This is a genomic window from Salmonella sp. 3C, from assembly GCF_025426275.1.
Lineage (GTDB): Bacteria > Pseudomonadota > Gammaproteobacteria > Enterobacterales > Enterobacteriaceae > Salmonella > Salmonella enterica.
This window is the reverse complement of sequence record NZ_CP104858.1, coordinates 1,162,735-1,179,455: the sequence shown is the minus strand read 5'-3', so window position 1 is coordinate 1,179,455 and position 16,721 is coordinate 1,162,735. Positions and strand designations below refer to the sequence as shown.

General features: G+C 51.7%; 15 protein-coding genes, 2 tRNA genes and 1 pseudogene. 14 read left to right on the top strand and 4 right to left on the bottom strand.

Annotated features, from left to right (window positions below; genetic code table 11):
• Positions 1–223 precede the first annotated feature (223 nt).
• The 4 genes and pseudogenes from rplU to cgtA all read left to right on the top strand — a co-directional run bounded on the left by rplU (position 224) and on the right by cgtA (position 3,085).
• A complete protein-coding gene (gene rplU / locus N7E69_RS05600) occupies positions 224–535 on the top strand; it encodes a 50S ribosomal protein L21 (RefSeq protein ID WP_000271396.1) in 312 nt (103 codons plus the stop codon).
• Positions 536–554: 19 nt separating this feature from the next.
• On the top strand, positions 555–812 hold the full coding sequence (gene rpmA / locus N7E69_RS05595; protein ID WP_000940593.1) for a 50S ribosomal protein L27: 258 nt from the start codon (positions 555–557) through the stop codon (positions 810–812).
• Between the two features lie 129 nt (positions 813–941).
• Positions 942–1,897 (top strand): annotated as a pseudogene (locus N7E69_RS05590) (DMT family transporter).
• A 15-nt stretch (positions 1,898–1,912) separates the two neighbouring features.
• Entirely contained in the window at positions 1,913–3,085 is a 1,173-nt protein-coding gene (gene cgtA / locus N7E69_RS05585) for an Obg family GTPase CgtA (protein WP_000673556.1), read from the top strand.
• Between the two features lie 130 nt (positions 3,086–3,215).
• Here the strand turns inward: cgtA and dacB are convergent, their stop codons facing one another.
• The gene (gene dacB / locus N7E69_RS05580; RefSeq protein WP_001212681.1) at positions 3,216–4,649 is read right to left on the bottom strand and encodes a serine-type D-Ala-D-Ala carboxypeptidase; all 1,434 of its coding nucleotides are present in this window, start codon (positions 4,647–4,649) and stop codon (positions 3,216–3,218) included.
• A 247-nt stretch (positions 4,650–4,896) separates the two neighbouring features.
• Here dacB and greA point away from each other — a divergent pair, with 247 nt between their 5' ends.
• On the top strand, positions 4,897–5,373 hold the full coding sequence (gene greA / locus N7E69_RS05575; RefSeq protein ID WP_001148008.1) for a transcription elongation factor GreA: 477 nt from the start codon (positions 4,897–4,899) through the stop codon (positions 5,371–5,373).
• 155 nt (positions 5,374–5,528) lie between these two features.
• Here greA and yhbY read toward each other — a convergent pair whose 3' ends face one another.
• Positions 5,529–5,822 (bottom strand): ribosome assembly RNA-binding protein YhbY, encoded by a 294-nt coding sequence (gene yhbY / locus N7E69_RS05570; protein ID WP_001592995.1) that lies wholly within the window; start codon positions 5,820–5,822, stop codon positions 5,529–5,531.
• Between the two features lie 126 nt (positions 5,823–5,948).
• Between yhbY and rlmE the strand changes: the two genes are divergently transcribed.
• The 6 genes from rlmE to N7E69_RS05540 all read left to right on the top strand — a co-directional run bounded on the left by rlmE (position 5,949) and on the right by N7E69_RS05540 (position 11,551).
• The gene (gene rlmE / locus N7E69_RS05565) at positions 5,949–6,575 is read left to right on the top strand and encodes a 23S rRNA (uridine(2552)-2'-O)-methyltransferase RlmE (protein WP_000145974.1); all 627 of its coding nucleotides are present in this window, start codon (positions 5,949–5,951) and stop codon (positions 6,573–6,575) included.
• A 103-nt stretch (positions 6,576–6,678) separates the two neighbouring features.
• Positions 6,679–8,613 (top strand): ATP-dependent zinc metalloprotease FtsH, encoded by a 1,935-nt coding sequence (gene ftsH, locus N7E69_RS05560; RefSeq protein WP_001107482.1) that lies wholly within the window; start codon positions 6,679–6,681, stop codon positions 8,611–8,613.
• A gap of 104 nt (positions 8,614–8,717) precedes the next feature.
• Positions 8,718–9,566 (top strand): dihydropteroate synthase, encoded by an 849-nt coding sequence (folP, locus tag N7E69_RS05555; RefSeq protein ID WP_000764713.1) that lies wholly within the window; start codon positions 8,718–8,720, stop codon positions 9,564–9,566.
• On the top strand, positions 9,559–10,896 hold the full coding sequence (gene glmM / locus N7E69_RS05550; protein ID WP_000071169.1) for a phosphoglucosamine mutase: 1,338 nt from the start codon (positions 9,559–9,561) through the stop codon (positions 10,894–10,896). The genes folP and glmM overlap by 8 nt, the downstream gene beginning before the upstream one ends.
• A gap of 222 nt (positions 10,897–11,118) precedes the next feature.
• Positions 11,119–11,451, top strand: coding sequence for a preprotein translocase subunit SecG (gene secG, locus N7E69_RS05545; protein WP_000272680.1), 333 nt, complete (start codon positions 11,119–11,121; stop codon positions 11,449–11,451).
• Positions 11,452–11,464: 13 nt separating this feature from the next.
• Positions 11,465–11,551 (top strand) — tRNA-Leu (locus N7E69_RS05540).
• An 84-nt stretch (positions 11,552–11,635) separates the two neighbouring features.
• On the opposite strand, the gene N7E69_RS05535 is transcribed toward N7E69_RS05540, so the two are convergent.
• Together N7E69_RS05535 and argG are read right to left on the bottom strand one after the other, a co-directional pair.
• Complete coding sequence (locus N7E69_RS05535) at positions 11,636–12,595, bottom strand: multiprotein-bridging factor 1 family protein (protein WP_001083598.1); 960 nt, start codon at positions 12,593–12,595, stop codon at positions 11,636–11,638.
• 157 nt (positions 12,596–12,752) lie between these two features.
• The gene (argG, locus tag N7E69_RS05530) at positions 12,753–14,096 is read right to left on the bottom strand and encodes an argininosuccinate synthase (RefSeq protein ID WP_039507266.1); all 1,344 of its coding nucleotides are present in this window, start codon (positions 14,094–14,096) and stop codon (positions 12,753–12,755) included.
• Positions 14,097–14,439: 343 nt separating this feature from the next.
• Between argG and N7E69_RS05525 the strand changes: the two genes are divergently transcribed.
• The 3 genes from N7E69_RS05525 (at position 14,440) to nusA (ending at position 16,706) form a co-directional block, all read left to right on the top strand.
• Positions 14,440–14,516: transfer RNA gene (locus tag N7E69_RS05525), tRNA-Met, on the top strand.
• Positions 14,517–14,723: 207 nt separating this feature from the next.
• Complete coding sequence (gene rimP / locus N7E69_RS05520; protein WP_000105461.1) at positions 14,724–15,176, top strand: ribosome maturation factor RimP; 453 nt, start codon at positions 14,724–14,726, stop codon at positions 15,174–15,176.
• Positions 15,177–15,203: 27 nt separating this feature from the next.
• The gene (nusA, locus tag N7E69_RS05515) at positions 15,204–16,706 is read left to right on the top strand and encodes a transcription termination factor NusA (protein WP_001031038.1); all 1,503 of its coding nucleotides are present in this window, start codon (positions 15,204–15,206) and stop codon (positions 16,704–16,706) included.
• Positions 16,707–16,721 lie beyond the last annotated feature (15 nt).

Below are 16,721 nucleotides of genomic sequence, written 5' to 3'. Positions count from 1 at the left end.
TGTCTGAATGAGGTAACGTAGGGTTTATGGTTAGAAATATACCCTGATTGTACTGAAAAAACGCCGCAGATAAACGTTACCGTATGCGTTGTGTTTTTTTTCTTCATGTATTGATGGTAGCACTTGTCAAAGCCGTGCAATTTGCGTAATATTCGCGCCCTATTGTGAATATTTATAGCGCGCTCTGAATCATTGAAAGGTGTGCGCGGAAGCGGAGTTTTTTATGTACGCGGTTTTCCAAAGTGGTGGTAAACAACACCGAGTAAGCGAAGGTCAGACCGTTCGCCTGGAAAAGCTGGACATCGCAACTGGCGAAACTATCGAGTTCGCTGAAGTTCTGATGATCGCAAACGGTGAAGAAGTCAAAATCGGCGTTCCTTTCGTTGATGGCGGCGTAATCAAAGCTGAAGTTGTTGCCCACGGTCGTGGCGAGAAAGTTAAAATCGTTAAGTTTCGTCGCCGTAAACACTACCGTAAGCAGCAGGGCCATCGTCAGTGGTTCACTGATGTGAAAATTACCGGCATCAGCGCTTAAGATTAGGGGAGCAGATTAAATGGCACATAAAAAGGCTGGCGGCTCGACTCGTAACGGTCGCGATTCTGAAGCTAAACGTCTGGGCGTAAAACGCTTTGGCGGTGAAGCAGTTCTGGCAGGCAGCATCATCGTTCGTCAACGTGGTACTAAATTCCACGCTGGCACCAACGTTGGTTGCGGTCGTGACCACACTCTGTTTGCTAAAGCAGACGGTAAAGTGAAATTCGAAGTTAAAGGCCCGAAAAACCGTAAATACATCAGCATCGTTGCTGAGTAAGTTTTTTGTGGTCCGGTAACGGATGAAAGCCCCGCACCTGTTGCGGGGCTTTTTACATTCGATGGCCGACTAAAATATACCCGTGTGGCTGTGCGAATGCCGTTAACGGGTCTTTGCAGGGAACACGGCATGAAGCAGCAGGCAGGCATTGGCATTCTTTTAGCGCTCACTACCGCGATGTGCTGGGAATAGCAATGAAGCAAGTGCTGGAGGTGATGGAGCCTTCAACCATTGTCTTCTACCGCTTCTTAATGGCCAGCATTGGCCTCGGGGCGATACTGGCAGTAAAAAGAAAGCTGCCGCCGCTGCGTATTTTTCGTAAGCCGCGTTGGTTGGTGTTATTGGCGATAGCGACCTGCGGACTGTTCGGTAATTTCATTTTGTTCAGTTCTTCCCTGCAATATTTAAGCCCAACCGCGTCGCAGGTTATCGGCCAGCTCTCGCCGGTTGGCATGATGGTCGCCAGCGTCTTTATTCTGAAAGAAAAGATGCGCGGTACGCAGGTGATTGGCGCGCTGATGTTATTGAGCGGGCTGGTGATGTTTTTTAACACCAGTCTGATCGAGATTTTTACCCGACTGACCGACTACACCTGGGGCGTTATTTTTGGCGTAGGCGCGGCGATGGTGTGGGTGAGCTATGGCGTGGCGCAAAAAGTATTATTGCGACGTCTGGCCTCGCAGCAGATCCTGTTTTTACTGTACACTTTATGTACGATAGCGCTCTTGCCGCTGGCAAAACCGATGGTGATAGCGCAACTGAGCGACTGGCAGCTCGCCTGTTTGATTTTCTGCGGGCTAAATACGCTGGTAGGATATGGCGCCCTGGCGGAAGCGATGGCGCGTTGGCAGGCGGCGCAGGTGAGCGCGATAATCACGCTTACACCGCTATTTACCCTGCTGTTTTCAGATCTTTTATCTATGGCCTGGCCCGATTTCTTCGCCAGACCGATGTTAAACCTTTTAGGTTATCTCGGTGCGTTTGTCGTGGTTGCGGGCGCGATGTATTCCGCCATTGGTCATCGTATTTGGGGCGGTTTACGCAAGCATGAAACGGTGGTTTCGCAACCCCGCTCAGGCGAATGATTTACGGAGAATAAAATGAAGTTTGTTGATGAAGCATCGATTCTGGTCGTTGCAGGCGATGGCGGTAATGGCTGTGTGAGCTTTCGCCGCGAAAAATATATCCCGAAAGGCGGCCCGGACGGCGGTGATGGCGGCGACGGCGGCGACGTCTGGATGGAAGCCGATGAAAACCTGAATACGCTGATCGATTACCGCTTTGAAAAATCGTTCCGCGCTGAACGTGGTCAGAATGGCGCGAGCCGCGACTGTACCGGTAAACGCGGTAAAGACGTGACCATCAAAGTGCCGGTCGGTACGCGCGTTATCGACCAGGGAACCGGTGAAACGATGGGCGACATGACCAAACACGGTCAGCGTCTGTTGGTCGCGAAGGGCGGCTGGCATGGGCTAGGCAATACCCGTTTTAAATCCTCGGTTAACCGTACGCCGCGCCAGAAAACCAATGGTACGCCGGGCGATAAGCGCGACCTGCTGCTGGAACTGATGCTGCTGGCGGATGTCGGGATGCTGGGGATGCCAAACGCCGGTAAATCAACGTTCATTCGCGCGGTATCGGCAGCAAAACCGAAAGTCGCGGACTATCCGTTTACCACGCTGGTGCCGAGCCTGGGCGTGGTACGTATGGACAGCGAAAAGAGTTTTGTGGTGGCCGACATTCCGGGGTTGATCGAAGGCGCGGCGGAAGGCGCGGGCCTGGGGATTCGCTTCCTGAAGCACCTCGAACGTTGCCGCGTACTGCTGCACCTCATTGATATCGATCCGATCGACGGTTCCGATCCGGTGGAAAACGCCCGTATCATTATTGGCGAACTGGAAAAATACAGCCAGGATCTGGCGGCTAAACCGCGCTGGTTAGTGTTCAACAAGATCGATCTGATGGATAAAACCGAAGCGGAAGAGAAAGCGAAAGCGATCGCCGAAGCGTTGGGCTGGGAAGGGAAATACTATCTGATTTCCGCCGCCAGTCAGCTAGGGGTGAAAGATCTCTGCTGGGATGTGATGACCTTTATCATCGAGAATCCGATCGCGCAGGCTGAAGAAGCAAAACAGCCGGAAAAAGTCGAGTTCATGTGGGACGATTATCATCGCCAGCAGTTGGCTGAAGTGGAAGAAGACGCAGACGATGACTGGGATGACGACTGGGATGAAGACGACGAAGAAGGCGTCGAATTCATCTACAAACGTTAATCTCGTAGCCGGATGGCGCTAAAGCTTATCCGGCCTACAAAAGCCAACGGGCCGCATTTGCGGCCCATTTTATTATGTTCGTTGTAGGCCGGATAAGACGCGTTAGCGCCGCCATCCGGCAATAATGCACTCAGTTAGTCTGATAAATATCCTTATACAACCGACTCTCGAAGCGTACCAGCGGGATTCGGCGATTACGCTGATCGGCAGGTGGAACCGCGTAGCCGGACAAATACTGTACAAATGCCATCCGTTGTCCGCTTGCGGTGGTAATAAAGCCCGCCAGATTATACACGCCCTGCAGTGATCCGGTTTTCGCCGAAACCTTACCGTCTACGCCCGCCTGATGCAGCCCGGCGCGGTATTGTAATGAACCATCATAGCCCGCCAGCGGCAGCATAGAGATAAAGTTCAGCTCGTTATCGTGTTGGGCGATATATTGCAGCACCTGCATCATCGTGGCGGGAGCGATCAGATTATGGCGAGAAAGACCGGAACCGTCGGCAATAATGGTATTGCCGATATCAATTCCCGCCTGTTGGCGTAGGATCTGGCGAACGGCATCCGATCCCGCCCGCCAGGTGCCAGGCACGTTAAACCTGACATGACCAATCATCCGAAAAACAGTATCGGCGATCATGTTGTCTGACTTTTTCAGCATAATCTTAAGCAGATCGTGCAGTGGCGCCGACTGTTTACTGGCGACGATCGTTCCGGGCTCGTTAACCTGCGTCTGGCGCAGCAGCGTGCCGCGGTAAGTTATCCCGGCCTCTTTCAGTTCCTGCTTGAGGATCGCGCCCGCGTAGCTGGCGCCGTCCTGAATAGCAAAGGCCAGCGGCAGCGGGTCGGCGCGCTGTGGTAAACAGCCGGTAAGCGTATAACGGTTCAAATCGCCAGGCACAACATCCAGCTCGCAATACTGCGCGTCTGCCGAACCGCGCGGTAGAGTCCGTACCTGGCTGAACATCGTTACCGGATAATAAGAAGCCACGCGAATAAAGGCTAAATCGTTTGGTTTTTGCGCGCTATAAAGCGACACAGAAAAACAGTTGCGGTCAACAATGGCGGCGGCGGGAGGCGCGCTGAAACACTGCGTCAGGTCGTTCCACGGCCAGCCTGGCGCTTTATCGTGGCTGGCGAAAATCGACGTGTCGATAAGCACATTGCCGTCGATTTGCGTGACGCCGGACTTTTTCAGCGTCGCGACCATATTGCGAATATCCTGACGTTTTAGCGTTGGATCGCCACCAAAGCGCGCAATTACGTCACCTTTCAGGATGCCGTTATCGACGTTGCCTTTAGTCTCCAGCGTGGTCGTAAAACGGAAATCCGGGCCGAGTTGAATCAGCGCCGCCAGCGCGGTAATCACCTTTTGGGTACTGGCGGGAAGCGCCATCTGCTGACTATGATAATCAATAGCCGGCGCGGGCGCGCCAATCTTTTGCACCATCAGCGCGAGGTTGGCGCCGGCCGGAAGCTGTTTGATGTATTCGTCAATATTCGCGGCCTGAACGCTGAACGCTATACTGGTGGTCAATCCGATGATAAATCTGGAAAATCGCATAATCTCGCGCTAACACCCTGGAAACAAGCCGTCATACTACGGCGCAACGCCCTAAAAAGTAAACGATGACCCATAGGGAACTCCAGGGTAAAATGGTTATCAAAGAGGAAATTGTAGCTGACCTGGGACTGCGCGCCCGGGTTGGTGTTTTTTTGCTTCTGACCCTGGTATGGCATATGCCGGGGCTGGCTTAGCAGCCGGGGTAGAGTTCATTGCCCCCTACAGGAATGTTCAAGAGGTATAACAAATGCAAGCTATTCCGATGACCTTACGCGGAGCCGAAAAACTGCGCGAAGAGCTGGATTTTCTGAAATCTGTGCGCCGTCCTGAAATCATCGCCGCTATCGCCGAAGCGCGCGAACATGGCGATTTAAAAGAAAACGCGGAGTATCATGCTGCACGCGAACAGCAGGGTTTCTGCGAAGGGCGCATTAAAGATATCGAAGCAAAACTGTCGAATGCGCAGGTGATTGATGTCACTAAAATGCCGAACAATGGCCGCGTGATTTTCGGCGCTACCGTCACGGTGCTGAACCTGGACACCGACGAAGAGCAGACCTACCGCATTGTTGGCGATGATGAGGCGGATTTTAAGCAAAATCTCATTTCGGTAAACTCGCCAATCGCTCGCGGCCTGATCGGCAAAGAGCAGGATGACGTCGTGGTGATCAAAACGCCTGGCGGCGATGTGGAATACGAAGTGCTTAAAGTGGAATACCTTTAAGTAGTACTCAATACGCAAATTGTTGGTGTATTGTAAAGAAAGGAAAAAGGCCGCATAGCGGCCTTTTATCAACGGAGAGAGCGTGGCATTTTGCTCTCCTGCTCGTGGAAAACCCCTCGTTTTACACAGATTTTGTGTTCGACTTTAGGATATCCTTAACGCGGCAGCGAGATTTTACGCTCTTTAGTTGGGCGATACAGCACCAGCGTTTTACCGATGACCTGTACGTTACAGGCGCCGGTTTCGCGCACGATAGCGTCCACGATCAAGGTTTTTGTTTCGCGATCTTCCGAGGCGATTTTCACCTTGATAAGTTCATGGTGCTCTAACGCTTGTTCAATCTCGGCCAGTACCCCTTCGGTCAAACCATTATTGCCAAGCATAACAACAGGCTTGAGCGGATGTGCCAGACCTTTTAGGTGCTGTTTTTGTTTAGTACTCAGATTCATCGTATATTTTTGCTTACGTTGGGATTGAAAACGGGTCATTCTACCGCCATCTCCCTTATATCGCCAAATAGGCGTGTAGAAATTTACGCCATTGGCTACGATGAACTGCCCCGACGGGAAAGTTAAATGACAGGTAAAAAGCGTTCTGCCAGCTCAAGCCGCTGGCTTCAGGAACACTTTAGCGATAAATATGTTCAACAGGCGCAGAAAAAGGGGCTACGCTCCCGTGCCTGGTTTAAACTTGATGAAATACAGCAAAGTGACAAACTTTTTAAGCCGGGAATGACGGTAGTCGATCTCGGCGCTGCGCCAGGAGGCTGGTCACAGTATGTGGTCACGCAGATTGGCGGCAAAGGCCGCATCATCGCTTGTGATCTTTTACCTATGGATCCTATCGTTGGTGTGGACTTTCTTCAGGGCGATTTTCGTGATGAACTTGTCATGAAAGCGTTACTGGAACGCGTGGGTGACAGTAAAGTACAAGTTGTCATGTCGGATATGGCACCAAACATGAGCGGAACACCGGCGGTGGATATCCCCCGCGCCATGTATCTGGTGGAGCTGGCGTTAGAGATGTGCCGCGATGTGCTGGCGCCAGGCGGAAGTTTTGTAGTGAAGGTGTTCCAGGGCGAAGGTTTCGATGAGTATCTAAGGGAAATTCGCTCCCTGTTTACGAAGGTTAAAGTTCGTAAGCCGGACTCTTCGCGTGCGCGTTCGCGTGAAGTGTACATTGTAGCGACCGGGCGAAAGTGATAACCGGCAGATTTCAGACGTAAGGTTTGAAAGAAACTGGATATAGAGTATCCTGACGCTGTTTTTAACACAGTTGTAATAAGAGGTTAATCCCTTGAGTGACATGGCGAAAAACCTAATACTCTGGCTGGTCATTGCCGTTGTGCTGATGTCAGTATTCCAGAGCTTTGGGCCCAGCGAGTCTAATGGCCGTAAGGTGGATTACTCTACCTTCCTGCAAGAGGTCAATCAGGACCAGGTTCGCGAAGCGCGTATCAACGGACGTGAGATCAACGTTACCAAGAAAGATAGTAACCGTTACACGACTTACATTCCGATTAATGATCCGAAGCTGCTTGATAACCTGCTGACTAAAAACGTCAAGGTTGTTGGCGAACCACCTGAAGAGCCAAGCCTGCTGGCTTCTATCTTCATTTCCTGGTTCCCGATGCTGTTGCTGATCGGCGTCTGGATCTTCTTCATGCGTCAGATGCAGGGCGGCGGTGGCAAAGGCGCCATGTCGTTCGGTAAGAGCAAGGCGCGTATGCTGACGGAAGATCAGATCAAAACCACGTTTGCTGACGTCGCGGGTTGTGACGAAGCGAAAGAAGAAGTGGCGGAACTGGTTGAATACCTGCGTGAACCGAGCCGTTTCCAGAAGCTGGGCGGTAAAATTCCGAAAGGCGTCCTGATGGTCGGCCCGCCGGGTACCGGTAAAACCCTGCTGGCAAAAGCCATTGCGGGTGAAGCGAAGGTGCCATTCTTTACGATTTCCGGTTCTGACTTTGTGGAAATGTTCGTCGGTGTCGGCGCGTCTCGAGTGCGTGACATGTTCGAACAGGCCAAGAAAGCGGCGCCGTGCATTATCTTCATCGATGAAATCGACGCCGTAGGCCGCCAGCGTGGCGCAGGTCTGGGCGGTGGTCACGATGAACGTGAGCAGACGTTGAACCAGATGCTGGTTGAGATGGACGGCTTCGAAGGTAACGAAGGTATCATCGTTATCGCGGCAACCAACCGTCCGGACGTTCTGGACCCGGCGCTGCTGCGTCCAGGTCGTTTTGACCGTCAGGTGGTGGTAGGCCTGCCGGATGTTCGCGGTCGTGAGCAGATTCTGAAGGTGCATATGCGTCGCGTACCGTTAGCGACGGATATTGATGCGGCGATCATTGCGCGCGGTACGCCGGGCTTCTCCGGTGCTGACCTCGCGAACCTGGTGAACGAAGCGGCGCTGTTTGCGGCTCGTGGTAACAAGCGCGTTGTGTCGATGGTTGAGTTCGAGAAAGCGAAAGACAAAATCATGATGGGCGCCGAACGTCGCTCCATGGTGATGACGGAAGCGCAGAGAGAGTCGACCGCGTACCACGAAGCGGGCCACGCGATTATCGGTCGCCTGGTGCCGGAACACGATCCGGTGCACAAAGTGACGATTATCCCGCGCGGTCGTGCGCTGGGCGTGACCTTCTTCCTGCCTGAAGGCGACGCGATCAGCGCCAGCCGTCAGAAGCTGGAAAGCCAAATCAGCACGCTGTACGGTGGCCGTCTGGCGGAAGAGATTATCTACGGCGTTGAGCATGTTTCTACCGGCGCGTCGAACGACATTAAAGTCGCGACTAACCTGGCGCGTAACATGGTCACCCAGTGGGGCTTCTCGGAGAAACTCGGTCCGTTGCTGTATGCGGAAGAAGAGGGCGAAGTATTCCTCGGCCGTAGCGTCGCAAAAGCGAAACATATGTCTGATGAAACTGCGCGTATCATCGACCAGGAAGTGAAAGCGCTGATTGAACGTAACTACAATCGCGCTCGTCAGATCCTGACTGACAATATGGATATTCTGCACGCGATGAAAGATGCGCTGATGAAATATGAAACCATCGATGCGCCGCAGATTGATGACCTGATGGCGCGTCGTGAAGTGCGTCCGCCTGCGGGCTGGGAAGATCCAAACGGCACCAATAACTCTGACAGCAATGGTACGCCTCAGGCGCCGCGTCCGGTTGATGAACCACGCACGCCGAACCCGGGCAACACGATGTCAGAGCAGCTGGGCGACAAATAAACGTTTGTTGTACAACATTATGTTTAGCGCTCACCGAAACCCTGGGGCTTGCCCCGGGGTTTTTCTTTTTTTAACTCACCACAAATAAAACAGGGATTTTGACCATGAAACTCTTCGCTCAGGGCGCCACGCTCGATCTCACTCATCCGCATGTTATGGGTATCCTGAACGTAACGCCGGATTCGTTCTCCGACGGCGGCGCGCATAACACGCTGATTGAGGCGGTGAAACATGCGAATTTAATGGTGAATGCCGGTGCGACAATTATTGATGTGGGGGGGGAATCAACGCGACCAGGCGCGGCGGAAGTGAGCGTGGAAGAAGAGCTGGATCGCGTTATTCCGGTACTGGAAGCAATCGCGCAACGTTTTGAAGTGTGGATTTCTGTGGATACCTCTAAACCCGAGGTGATCCGTGAAGCGACAAGGGCGGGCGCGCATATTATCAATGATGTCCGTTCGCTCTCCGAGCCCGGCGCGTTGGAAGCGGCAGCGGAAACCGGCTTGCCGGTCAGTCTTATGCACATGCAGGGCAACCCCAAAACCATGCAGGAGGCGCCGAAATATGACGATGTATTTGCCGAGGTGAATCGCTACTTTATTGAGCAAATAGCACGTTGTGAGAAGGCCGGCATCGCAAAAGAGAAATTGTTGCTCGACCCCGGATTCGGTTTCGGTAAAAATCTCTCTCACAATTATACCTTACTGGCGCGACTGGGTGAGTTTCATCATTTTAACCTGCCGCTGCTGGTGGGCATGTCACGTAAAACGATGGTTGGTCAGTTACTTAACGTGGGACCATCAGACCGTCTGAACGGCAGCCTTGCGTGCGCGGTAATTGCCGCGATGCAGGGCGCGCAGATCATTCGCGTCCATGACGTCAAAGAAACCGTAGAGGCGATGCGGGTGGTAGAAGCCACTCTGTCTGCAAAGGGAAACAAACGCTATGAGTAATCGTAAATATTTCGGTACCGATGGGATTCGCGGACGTGTAGGCAATGCCCCCATTACACCTGATTTCGTGCTTAAACTGGGTTGGGCTGCCGGAAAAGTGCTGGCGCGTCATGGCTCGCGTAAAATCATTATCGGTAAAGATACGCGTATTTCCGGCTATATGCTGGAGTCCGCGCTGGAGGCGGGCCTTGCCGCTGCGGGGCTGTCGGCCTCGTTTACCGGACCTATGCCAACGCCAGCCGTCGCCTATTTGACGCGGACTTTCCGCGCGGAGGCGGGTATCGTTATCTCGGCTTCGCATAACCCGTTCTATGATAACGGCATTAAATTCTTCTCTATCGACGGTACGAAACTGCCTGACGATGTGGAAGAAGCCATCGAAGCCGAAATGGAAAAAGAGATCACCTGCGTAGACTCCGCCGAGCTGGGGAAAGCGAGCCGCATCGTCGATGCCGCCGGACGCTATATTGAGTTCTGTAAAGGCACCTTCCCGAACGAACTGAGCCTCAATGGCCTGAAAGTGGTTGTGGATTGCGCCAACGGCGCTACCTACCATATCGCACCGAATGTGCTGCGCGAGCTGGGCGCGACCGTTATCGCCATCGGCTGTGAGCCAAACGGCGTCAACATTAACGAAGAAGTGGGCGCGACCGACGTGCGCGCGTTGCAGGCGCGCGTGTTGGCGGAGAAGGCGGACCTCGGCATCGCGCTTGACGGCGACGGCGACCGGGTCATCATGGTTGACCATGAAGGCAATAAAGTCGATGGCGATCAGATTATGTATATCATCGCGCGCGAAGGGCTGCGCCAGGGGCAACTGCGCGGCGGCGCGGTGGGGACGCTGATGAGCAATATGGGGCTGGAGCTGGCGCTCAAGCAGCTTGGCATTCCGTTTGCCCGGGCGAAAGTGGGCGACCGCTACGTGCTGGAAAAATTGCAGGAAAAAGGCTGGCGCATCGGCGCGGAAAACTCTGGTCACGTTATTCTGTTGGATAAAACGACCACTGGCGACGGTATTGTAGCGGGGCTACAAGTTCTGGCGGCGATGGTGCGTAATCATATGAGTCTGCACGATCTGTGCAGCGGTATGAAAATGTTCCCGCAGATTCTGGTTAACGTGCGTTACACCGCCGGTAGCGGCGATCCGCTGGAAAATGAAGCGGTGAAAGCGGTAACGGCGGACGTAGAAGCCACGCTCGGCAATCGTGGGCGGGTACTGCTACGTAAATCCGGTACCGAACCGTTGATTCGCGTGATGGTGGAAGGCGAGGATGAAGCGCAGGTTACGGCATTCGCCCATCGTATCGCGGATGCGGTAAAAGCCGTTTAAGCGTTTAAGTGACTAAAAAGGCGGCGGTTGCCGCCTTACGGCCCGCAAAAAACAACGCTTTTGCTGTTTTTTTCCGCAGTTGATACAATGCGCTTAAATTGCCCTTGCGAAGGTCATTCGCTTTGGTTAGTATTCACACCCGCTTCAGTGGGAAACAGTAAAAATCCCGCTTTATTGGTAGAAGCATTGGTACGCGGCAACTCCGCAAGGAACAGGTTGATTATGTACGAAGCTCTTTTAGTTGTTTTCCTTATTGTGGCAATTGGCCTTGTAGGTCTGATCATGCTGCAGCAAGGTAAAGGCGCTGATATGGGAGCCTCCTTCGGAGCAGGCGCTTCCGCTACGCTATTTGGTTCAAGTGGTTCTGGTAACTTCATGACCCGAATGACGGCGGTATTGGCGACGCTGTTCTTCATCATCAGTCTGGTGTTGGGTAATATCAATAGCAACAAAACCAATAAAGGAAGCGAGTGGGAAAATCTGAGCGCGCCGGCGAAGACCGAGCAGACTCAACCTGCTGCACCGGCCCAGCCGACCAGCGATATCCCGCGCTAATAGCAGTATCCGTGCCGAGGTGGTGGAATTGGTAGACACGCTACCTTGAGGTGGTAGTGCCCAATAGGGCTTACGGGTTCAAGTCCCGTCCTCGGTACCAATATTCCAGGAAAAAGACGCTGAAAAGCGTCTTTTTTTCGTCTGTTGAAAACGGAGGCCCTTTACTAACTTAGGGCCGCCTCAGTTATCTTCCTATGTGTAAGGCGCTTTCATCCAACTCGAAATCTGTAATTTCAAGTTTTTCCATAATTACAGGGAGAACTTGGTGAATGATTCGCATACCAGTCAGTATTTCATTCATGTAGATATCTGGGTGGATTCGTGATTTATTTAAATCTAAGCTTTCAGCCTCAGCTGCAACACTCAGATCATCTGCACTATCGTAAACCATCTGGAGGAGCTCTGCTCGTAATGGAATTCCTGCACGGAATGCCAGAAGTTTGAGTTGGCTTAACCAGTTTTCATAATCCTTCTCAACTTCATAACGGAATTGTCGAAAATTCGGTGCTGTTGCTGAATCAATCTCAATTTTGCAAGCTGCAAGCGACATCAAAGAATACATAATATTGATGGCATCAGTTGAATAGATATCCAACCCTTCATCTTGTATTAATTCATCAACATAAGCAGCATAAAAGCCATAGACATCATTCAGCGAGTTATAGATTTTTTCAATAATTGAACTGTGAGGGTTATTGCTGATGGAGTCCCATAGATCTTCAGTTTCTTCATCATCTGTATTCTCATAGTTGATATCTAATTCAACAGGGAACGATTTTGGAGCGGATAACCCCATTTTTTCCAATGTATCAATCGTTTCTTCACATAAGAACCCTTCTTCGTCGAGTAGAGGTGTTGTGACGTAGCCGGTTTCTGCTCTGTCATGTACTCTATCAGCAATAAAATGCATCAGACGATCCCATTTTTCTGCATTACTGACGGAGCCTGCCCACTCAACAAGCAGTGGAGAATACTCGCCTATGTTGGTGATTTTTCTGAATTTCTTTTCCATATCATCAGACATATGTTCACCTTTTTTCCACTTGCTAATTTGAGTGGAGGAAACCCCTAGCTTTCCAGCAAGTTCTTTTTGGCTGCATTTAAGGATATCTAAGGCTAGGCGTACAAAGTGTTCACTGTTCATTTTTCTACCTTTTTAGTAAATAAAACCGTTAATTAAGTGAATTTATTATTGATTTTATTTTAGTAAATTTCAATTTAGTTTTACTTAAAAATTATGTGAGCCTAAGCTGGCAATAAAAAAGGCCGCTTTCGCGGCCTGTTGCATCAACGACGCGGGCTTATTTGCCTTTGTTTTCCAGATTCTCAACCTGCGGCAGACCGGTCGCGGAAGAGGCGGTTAACAGACCCGCTTTCGCGTAGCCGAACAGTTTCTCGCGGGTATCGGTAATGTCCAGATTACGCATGGTCAACTGACCGATACGATCGTCCGGTGAGAATACGGACTCGCCTTTCTCCATGGTCAGACGCTCAGCCTTATAGGTCAGGTTGTCGGACACGGTGTTCAGGATGGAGTAGTCGTTGCCGCGACGCAGCTCCAACGTCACTTCACCGGTAATCTGGCTGGCGACCCAACGTTGCAGGCCGTCACGCAGCATCAGCGCCTGCGAGTCGAACCAGCGGCCCTGATACAGCAGTTTACCCAGCTGACGACCATGAGAATGATACTGTTCAATGGTGTCTTCGTTGTGAATACCGGTCAACAGACGCTCGTAAGCGATGTGCAGCAGCGCCATTCCGGGGGCTTCATAAATACCGCGGCTTTTTGCTTCAATGATGCGGTTTTCAATTTGGTCGCTCATGCCCAGGCCGTGACGGCCGCTGATGCGGTTTGCTTCCAGCATCATCTCAACATCATCGCTGAAGGTTTTACCGTTCAGGGCAACAGGGTGACCCTGTTCGAAGCGGACGGTCACCTCTTCTGCCGGGATCTTCACGCTCTCGTCCCAGAACTTCACGCCCATAATCGGGTTGACGATCTTGACGCTGGAGTTAAGAAACTCCAGATCTTTCGCTTCATGCGTGGCGCCGAGCATGTTGGAGTCGGTGGAGTAGGCTTTTTCAACGGACATTTTATAGTCGAAACCGCAGGCAATCATAAATTCAGACATCTCATGGCGACCACCCAGCTCATCGATAAAGTCGGTATCCAGCCACGGTTTGTAAATCTGTAATTCAGCATTCGTCAGCAGGCCGTAACGATAGAAACGTTCAATATCGTTGCCTTTATAGGTACTGCCGTCGCCCCAGATATTCACGCCGTCTTCTTTCATCGCGGCGACCAGCATCGTGCCGGTTACGGCACGGCCCAGAGGCGTGGTATTGAAATAGGTCAGTCCGCCAGTCGTATTATGGAAAGCGCCGCACTGAATCGCTGCGATCCCTTCTGCAACCAACTGCTTGCGGCAATCAATCAGGCGAGCATTCTCTGCGCCATACTCCATTGCGCGACGAGGAATGGCGTCATAGTCATCCTCATCCGGTTGTCCCAGATTCGCAGTATAAGCATATGGGACAGCTCCTTTTTGTCGCATCCACAGCAGCGCGGCGCTGGTGTCCAGACCGCCGGAAAAAGCGATACCAATACGTTGACCTGCTGGAAGATGCTTAAGAATCGTCGTCATAGAATAGAACCCTGCTTGATTGACTGATAATGAGATCGGTTTCTGCTTTAGTGCATTTTTATGCAAAATAACTGAGTTTTCATTTAATCATCTTTTAGCAGAGACAGGAAGCGTTTAGTGAAGGTTTACTGAAATAACGTTGTGAAATGCGTGTATAAGCCGGAGAGGTGGGATGAGTATAACGAAGAGTGATATTCATTCATCTGCATATTGGGAATAGGGTTGACATAACTCATGCCTGGTCACTATACTGTGCGCAGATTTTACGTCCCGTCCTCGGTACCAAATCCCAGCAGTATTTGCAAATTTTGCCCAAAACGAGTAGAATTTGCCACGTTTCAGGCGCGGGGTGGAGCAGCCTGGTAGCTCGTCGGGCTCATAACCCGAAGGTCGTCGGTTCAAATCCGGCCCCCGCAACCACTTTCCCTTAGAGTTCTTTTTCAAATATACTGTGAAGGTTATGTCCTTCGTAGCTGGATTTGAAAAAAATTCTTTCGGAAGGTACACCAGACCGCCGTTGCGGTTATAGGGTTCAGTTATCTAAAGCCCCGATTTATCGGGGTTTTTTGTTATCTGACTACAGAATAACTGGGCTTTAGGCCCTTTTTTTATGTCTTGGGGGTGGGCTTGTCCACATTAGAGCAAAAATTAACAGAGATGATTACAGCACCAGTTGAAGCCTTAGGCTACGAGCTGGTCGGCATCGAATTTATTCGCGGTCGCACATCCACACTGCGCATCTATATTGATAGTGAAGATGGCATCAATGTTGATGATTGTGCTGATGTGAGCCACCAGGTAAGCGCGGTGCTGGACGTTGAAGATCCTATCTCCGTGGCTTACAACCTTGAAGTCTCGTCACCGGGTCTCGACCGTCCTATGTTCACTGCCGATCATTATGCGCGTTTCCAGGGTGAAGAAGTCGCGCTGGTTCTTCGCATGGCGGTACAGAACCGTCGCAAGTGGCAGGGCATTATCAAAGCGGTGGACGGTGAAATGATTACCGTCACAGTCGAAGGCAAAGATGAAGTGTTCGCGCTGAGTAATATCCAGAAGGCGAACCTGGTTCCCCACTTTTAACAGTCTGGATGAGGTGAAAAGCCCGCGATGAACAAAGAAATTTTGGCTGTTGTTGAAGCCGTCTCCAACGAAAAAGCGCTGCCACGCGAAAAAATTTTTGAAGCGCTGGAAAGTGCGCTGGCGACAGCAACAAAGAAAAAATATGAGCAGGAGATCGATGTTCGTGTAGAAATCGATCGTAAAAGCGGTGATTTTGATACTTTCCGCCGTTGGTTGATCGTTGAAGAAGTGACCATGCCGACGAAGGAAATTACGCTGGAAGCGGCGCGTTTTGAAGACGAAAGCCTGAATGTCGGCGACTATGTTGAAGATCAGATTGAATCTGTCACCTTTGACCGTATCACCACGCAGACTGCGAAACAGGTTATCGTACAGAAGGTCCGTGAAGCTGAACGCGCGATGGTTGTCGATCAGTTCCGCGACCAGGAAGGCGAAATTGTCACTGGCGTGGTGAAGAAAGTGAACCGCGACAATATCTCTCTGGAAATTAAATCCGAAGGGATGGCCGGTAACGCTGAAGCGGTGATTCTGCGTGAAGATATGCTGCCGCGTGAAAACTTCCGTCCGGGCGACCGCATCCGCGGTGTTCTGTACGCTGTACGTCCAGAAGCGCGTGGCGCGCAGCTGTTCGTCACCCGTTCCAAGCCGGAAATGCTGATCGAACTGTTCCGCATCGAAGTGCCGGAAATCGGCGAAGAAGTGATTGAAATTAAAGCGGCGGCTCGCGATCCGGGTTCTCGTGCGAAAATCGCAGTGAAAACCAACGATAAACGTATCGATCCGGTCGGCGCTTGTGTGGGGATGCGCGGCGCGCGCGTTCAGGCGGTCTCTACCGAACTGGGCGGTGAGCGTATCGATATCGTGCTGTGGGATGATAACCCGGCGCAGTTCGTCATTAATGCGATGGCGCCGGCAGACGTCGCGTCTATCGTGGTGGACGAAGATAAACATACCATGGATATCGCCGTTGAAGCCGGTAATCTGGCGCAGGCGATCGGACGTAATGGTCAGAACGTCCGCCTGGCTTCGCAATTGAGCGGCTGGGAACTCAACGTAATGACCGTTGATGACTTGCAGGCTAAACATCAGGCTGAAGCACATGCCGCTATCGAGATCTTTACTAAATATCTTGATATTGATGAAGAGTTCGCGACCGTTCTGGTAGAAGAAGGTTTCTCCACGCTCGAGGAACTGGCCTATGTGCCAATGAAAGAACTGCTGGAAATTGACGGCCTTGATGAGCCGACCGTTGAAGCACTGCGCGAGCGTGCTAAAAACGCACTGGCCACTCTGGCGCAGGACCAGGAAGCAAGCCTCGGTGATAACAAACCGGCTGACGATCTGCTGAATCTGGAAGGATTAGATCGCGATATGGCTTTCAAACTGGCGGCTCGTGGTGTTTGTACGCTGGAAGATCTCGCCGACCAGGGCATTGATGATCTGGCTGATATCGAAGGGTTGACCGACGAAAAAGCCGGTGAGCTGATTATGGCTGCCCGTAATATTTGCTGGTTCGGCGACGAAGCGTAATAAACTGTAGCAGGA

What these genes read in the sequence shown, in the direction of transcription:
- glmM (WP_000071169.1), top strand. Translation starts at nt 9,559, where the DNA reads ATGAGTAATCGTAAATATTTCGGTACCGATGGGATTCGCGGACGTGTA.
- ftsH (WP_001107482.1), top strand. Translation starts at nt 6,679, where the DNA reads ATGGCGAAAAACCTAATACTCTGGCTGGTCATTGCCGTTGTGCTGATG.
- yhbY (WP_001592995.1), bottom strand. Translation starts at nt 5,822, where the DNA reads ATGAATCTGAGTACTAAACAAAAACAGCACCTAAAAGGTCTGGCACAT.
- rplU (WP_000271396.1), top strand. Translation starts at nt 224, where the DNA reads ATGTACGCGGTTTTCCAAAGTGGTGGTAAACAACACCGAGTAAGCGAA.
- rlmE (WP_000145974.1), top strand. Translation starts at nt 5,949, where the DNA reads ATGACAGGTAAAAAGCGTTCTGCCAGCTCAAGCCGCTGGCTTCAGGAA.
- folP (WP_000764713.1), top strand. Translation starts at nt 8,718, where the DNA reads ATGAAACTCTTCGCTCAGGGCGCCACGCTCGATCTCACTCATCCGCAT.
- dacB (WP_001212681.1), bottom strand. Translation starts at nt 4,649, where the DNA reads ATGCGATTTTCCAGATTTATCATCGGATTGACCACCAGTATAGCGTTC.
- greA (WP_001148008.1), top strand. Translation starts at nt 4,897, where the DNA reads ATGCAAGCTATTCCGATGACCTTACGCGGAGCCGAAAAACTGCGCGAA.
- rpmA (WP_000940593.1), top strand. Translation starts at nt 555, where the DNA reads ATGGCACATAAAAAGGCTGGCGGCTCGACTCGTAACGGTCGCGATTCT.
- cgtA (WP_000673556.1), top strand. Translation starts at nt 1,913, where the DNA reads ATGAAGTTTGTTGATGAAGCATCGATTCTGGTCGTTGCAGGCGATGGC.
- secG (WP_000272680.1), top strand. Translation starts at nt 11,119, where the DNA reads ATGTACGAAGCTCTTTTAGTTGTTTTCCTTATTGTGGCAATTGGCCTT.
- nusA (WP_001031038.1), top strand. Translation starts at nt 15,204, where the DNA reads ATGAACAAAGAAATTTTGGCTGTTGTTGAAGCCGTCTCCAACGAAAAA.
- argG (WP_039507266.1), bottom strand. Translation starts at nt 14,096, where the DNA reads ATGACGACGATTCTTAAGCATCTTCCAGCAGGTCAACGTATTGGTATC.
- N7E69_RS05535 (WP_001083598.1), bottom strand. Translation starts at nt 12,595, where the DNA reads ATGAACAGTGAACACTTTGTACGCCTAGCCTTAGATATCCTTAAATGC.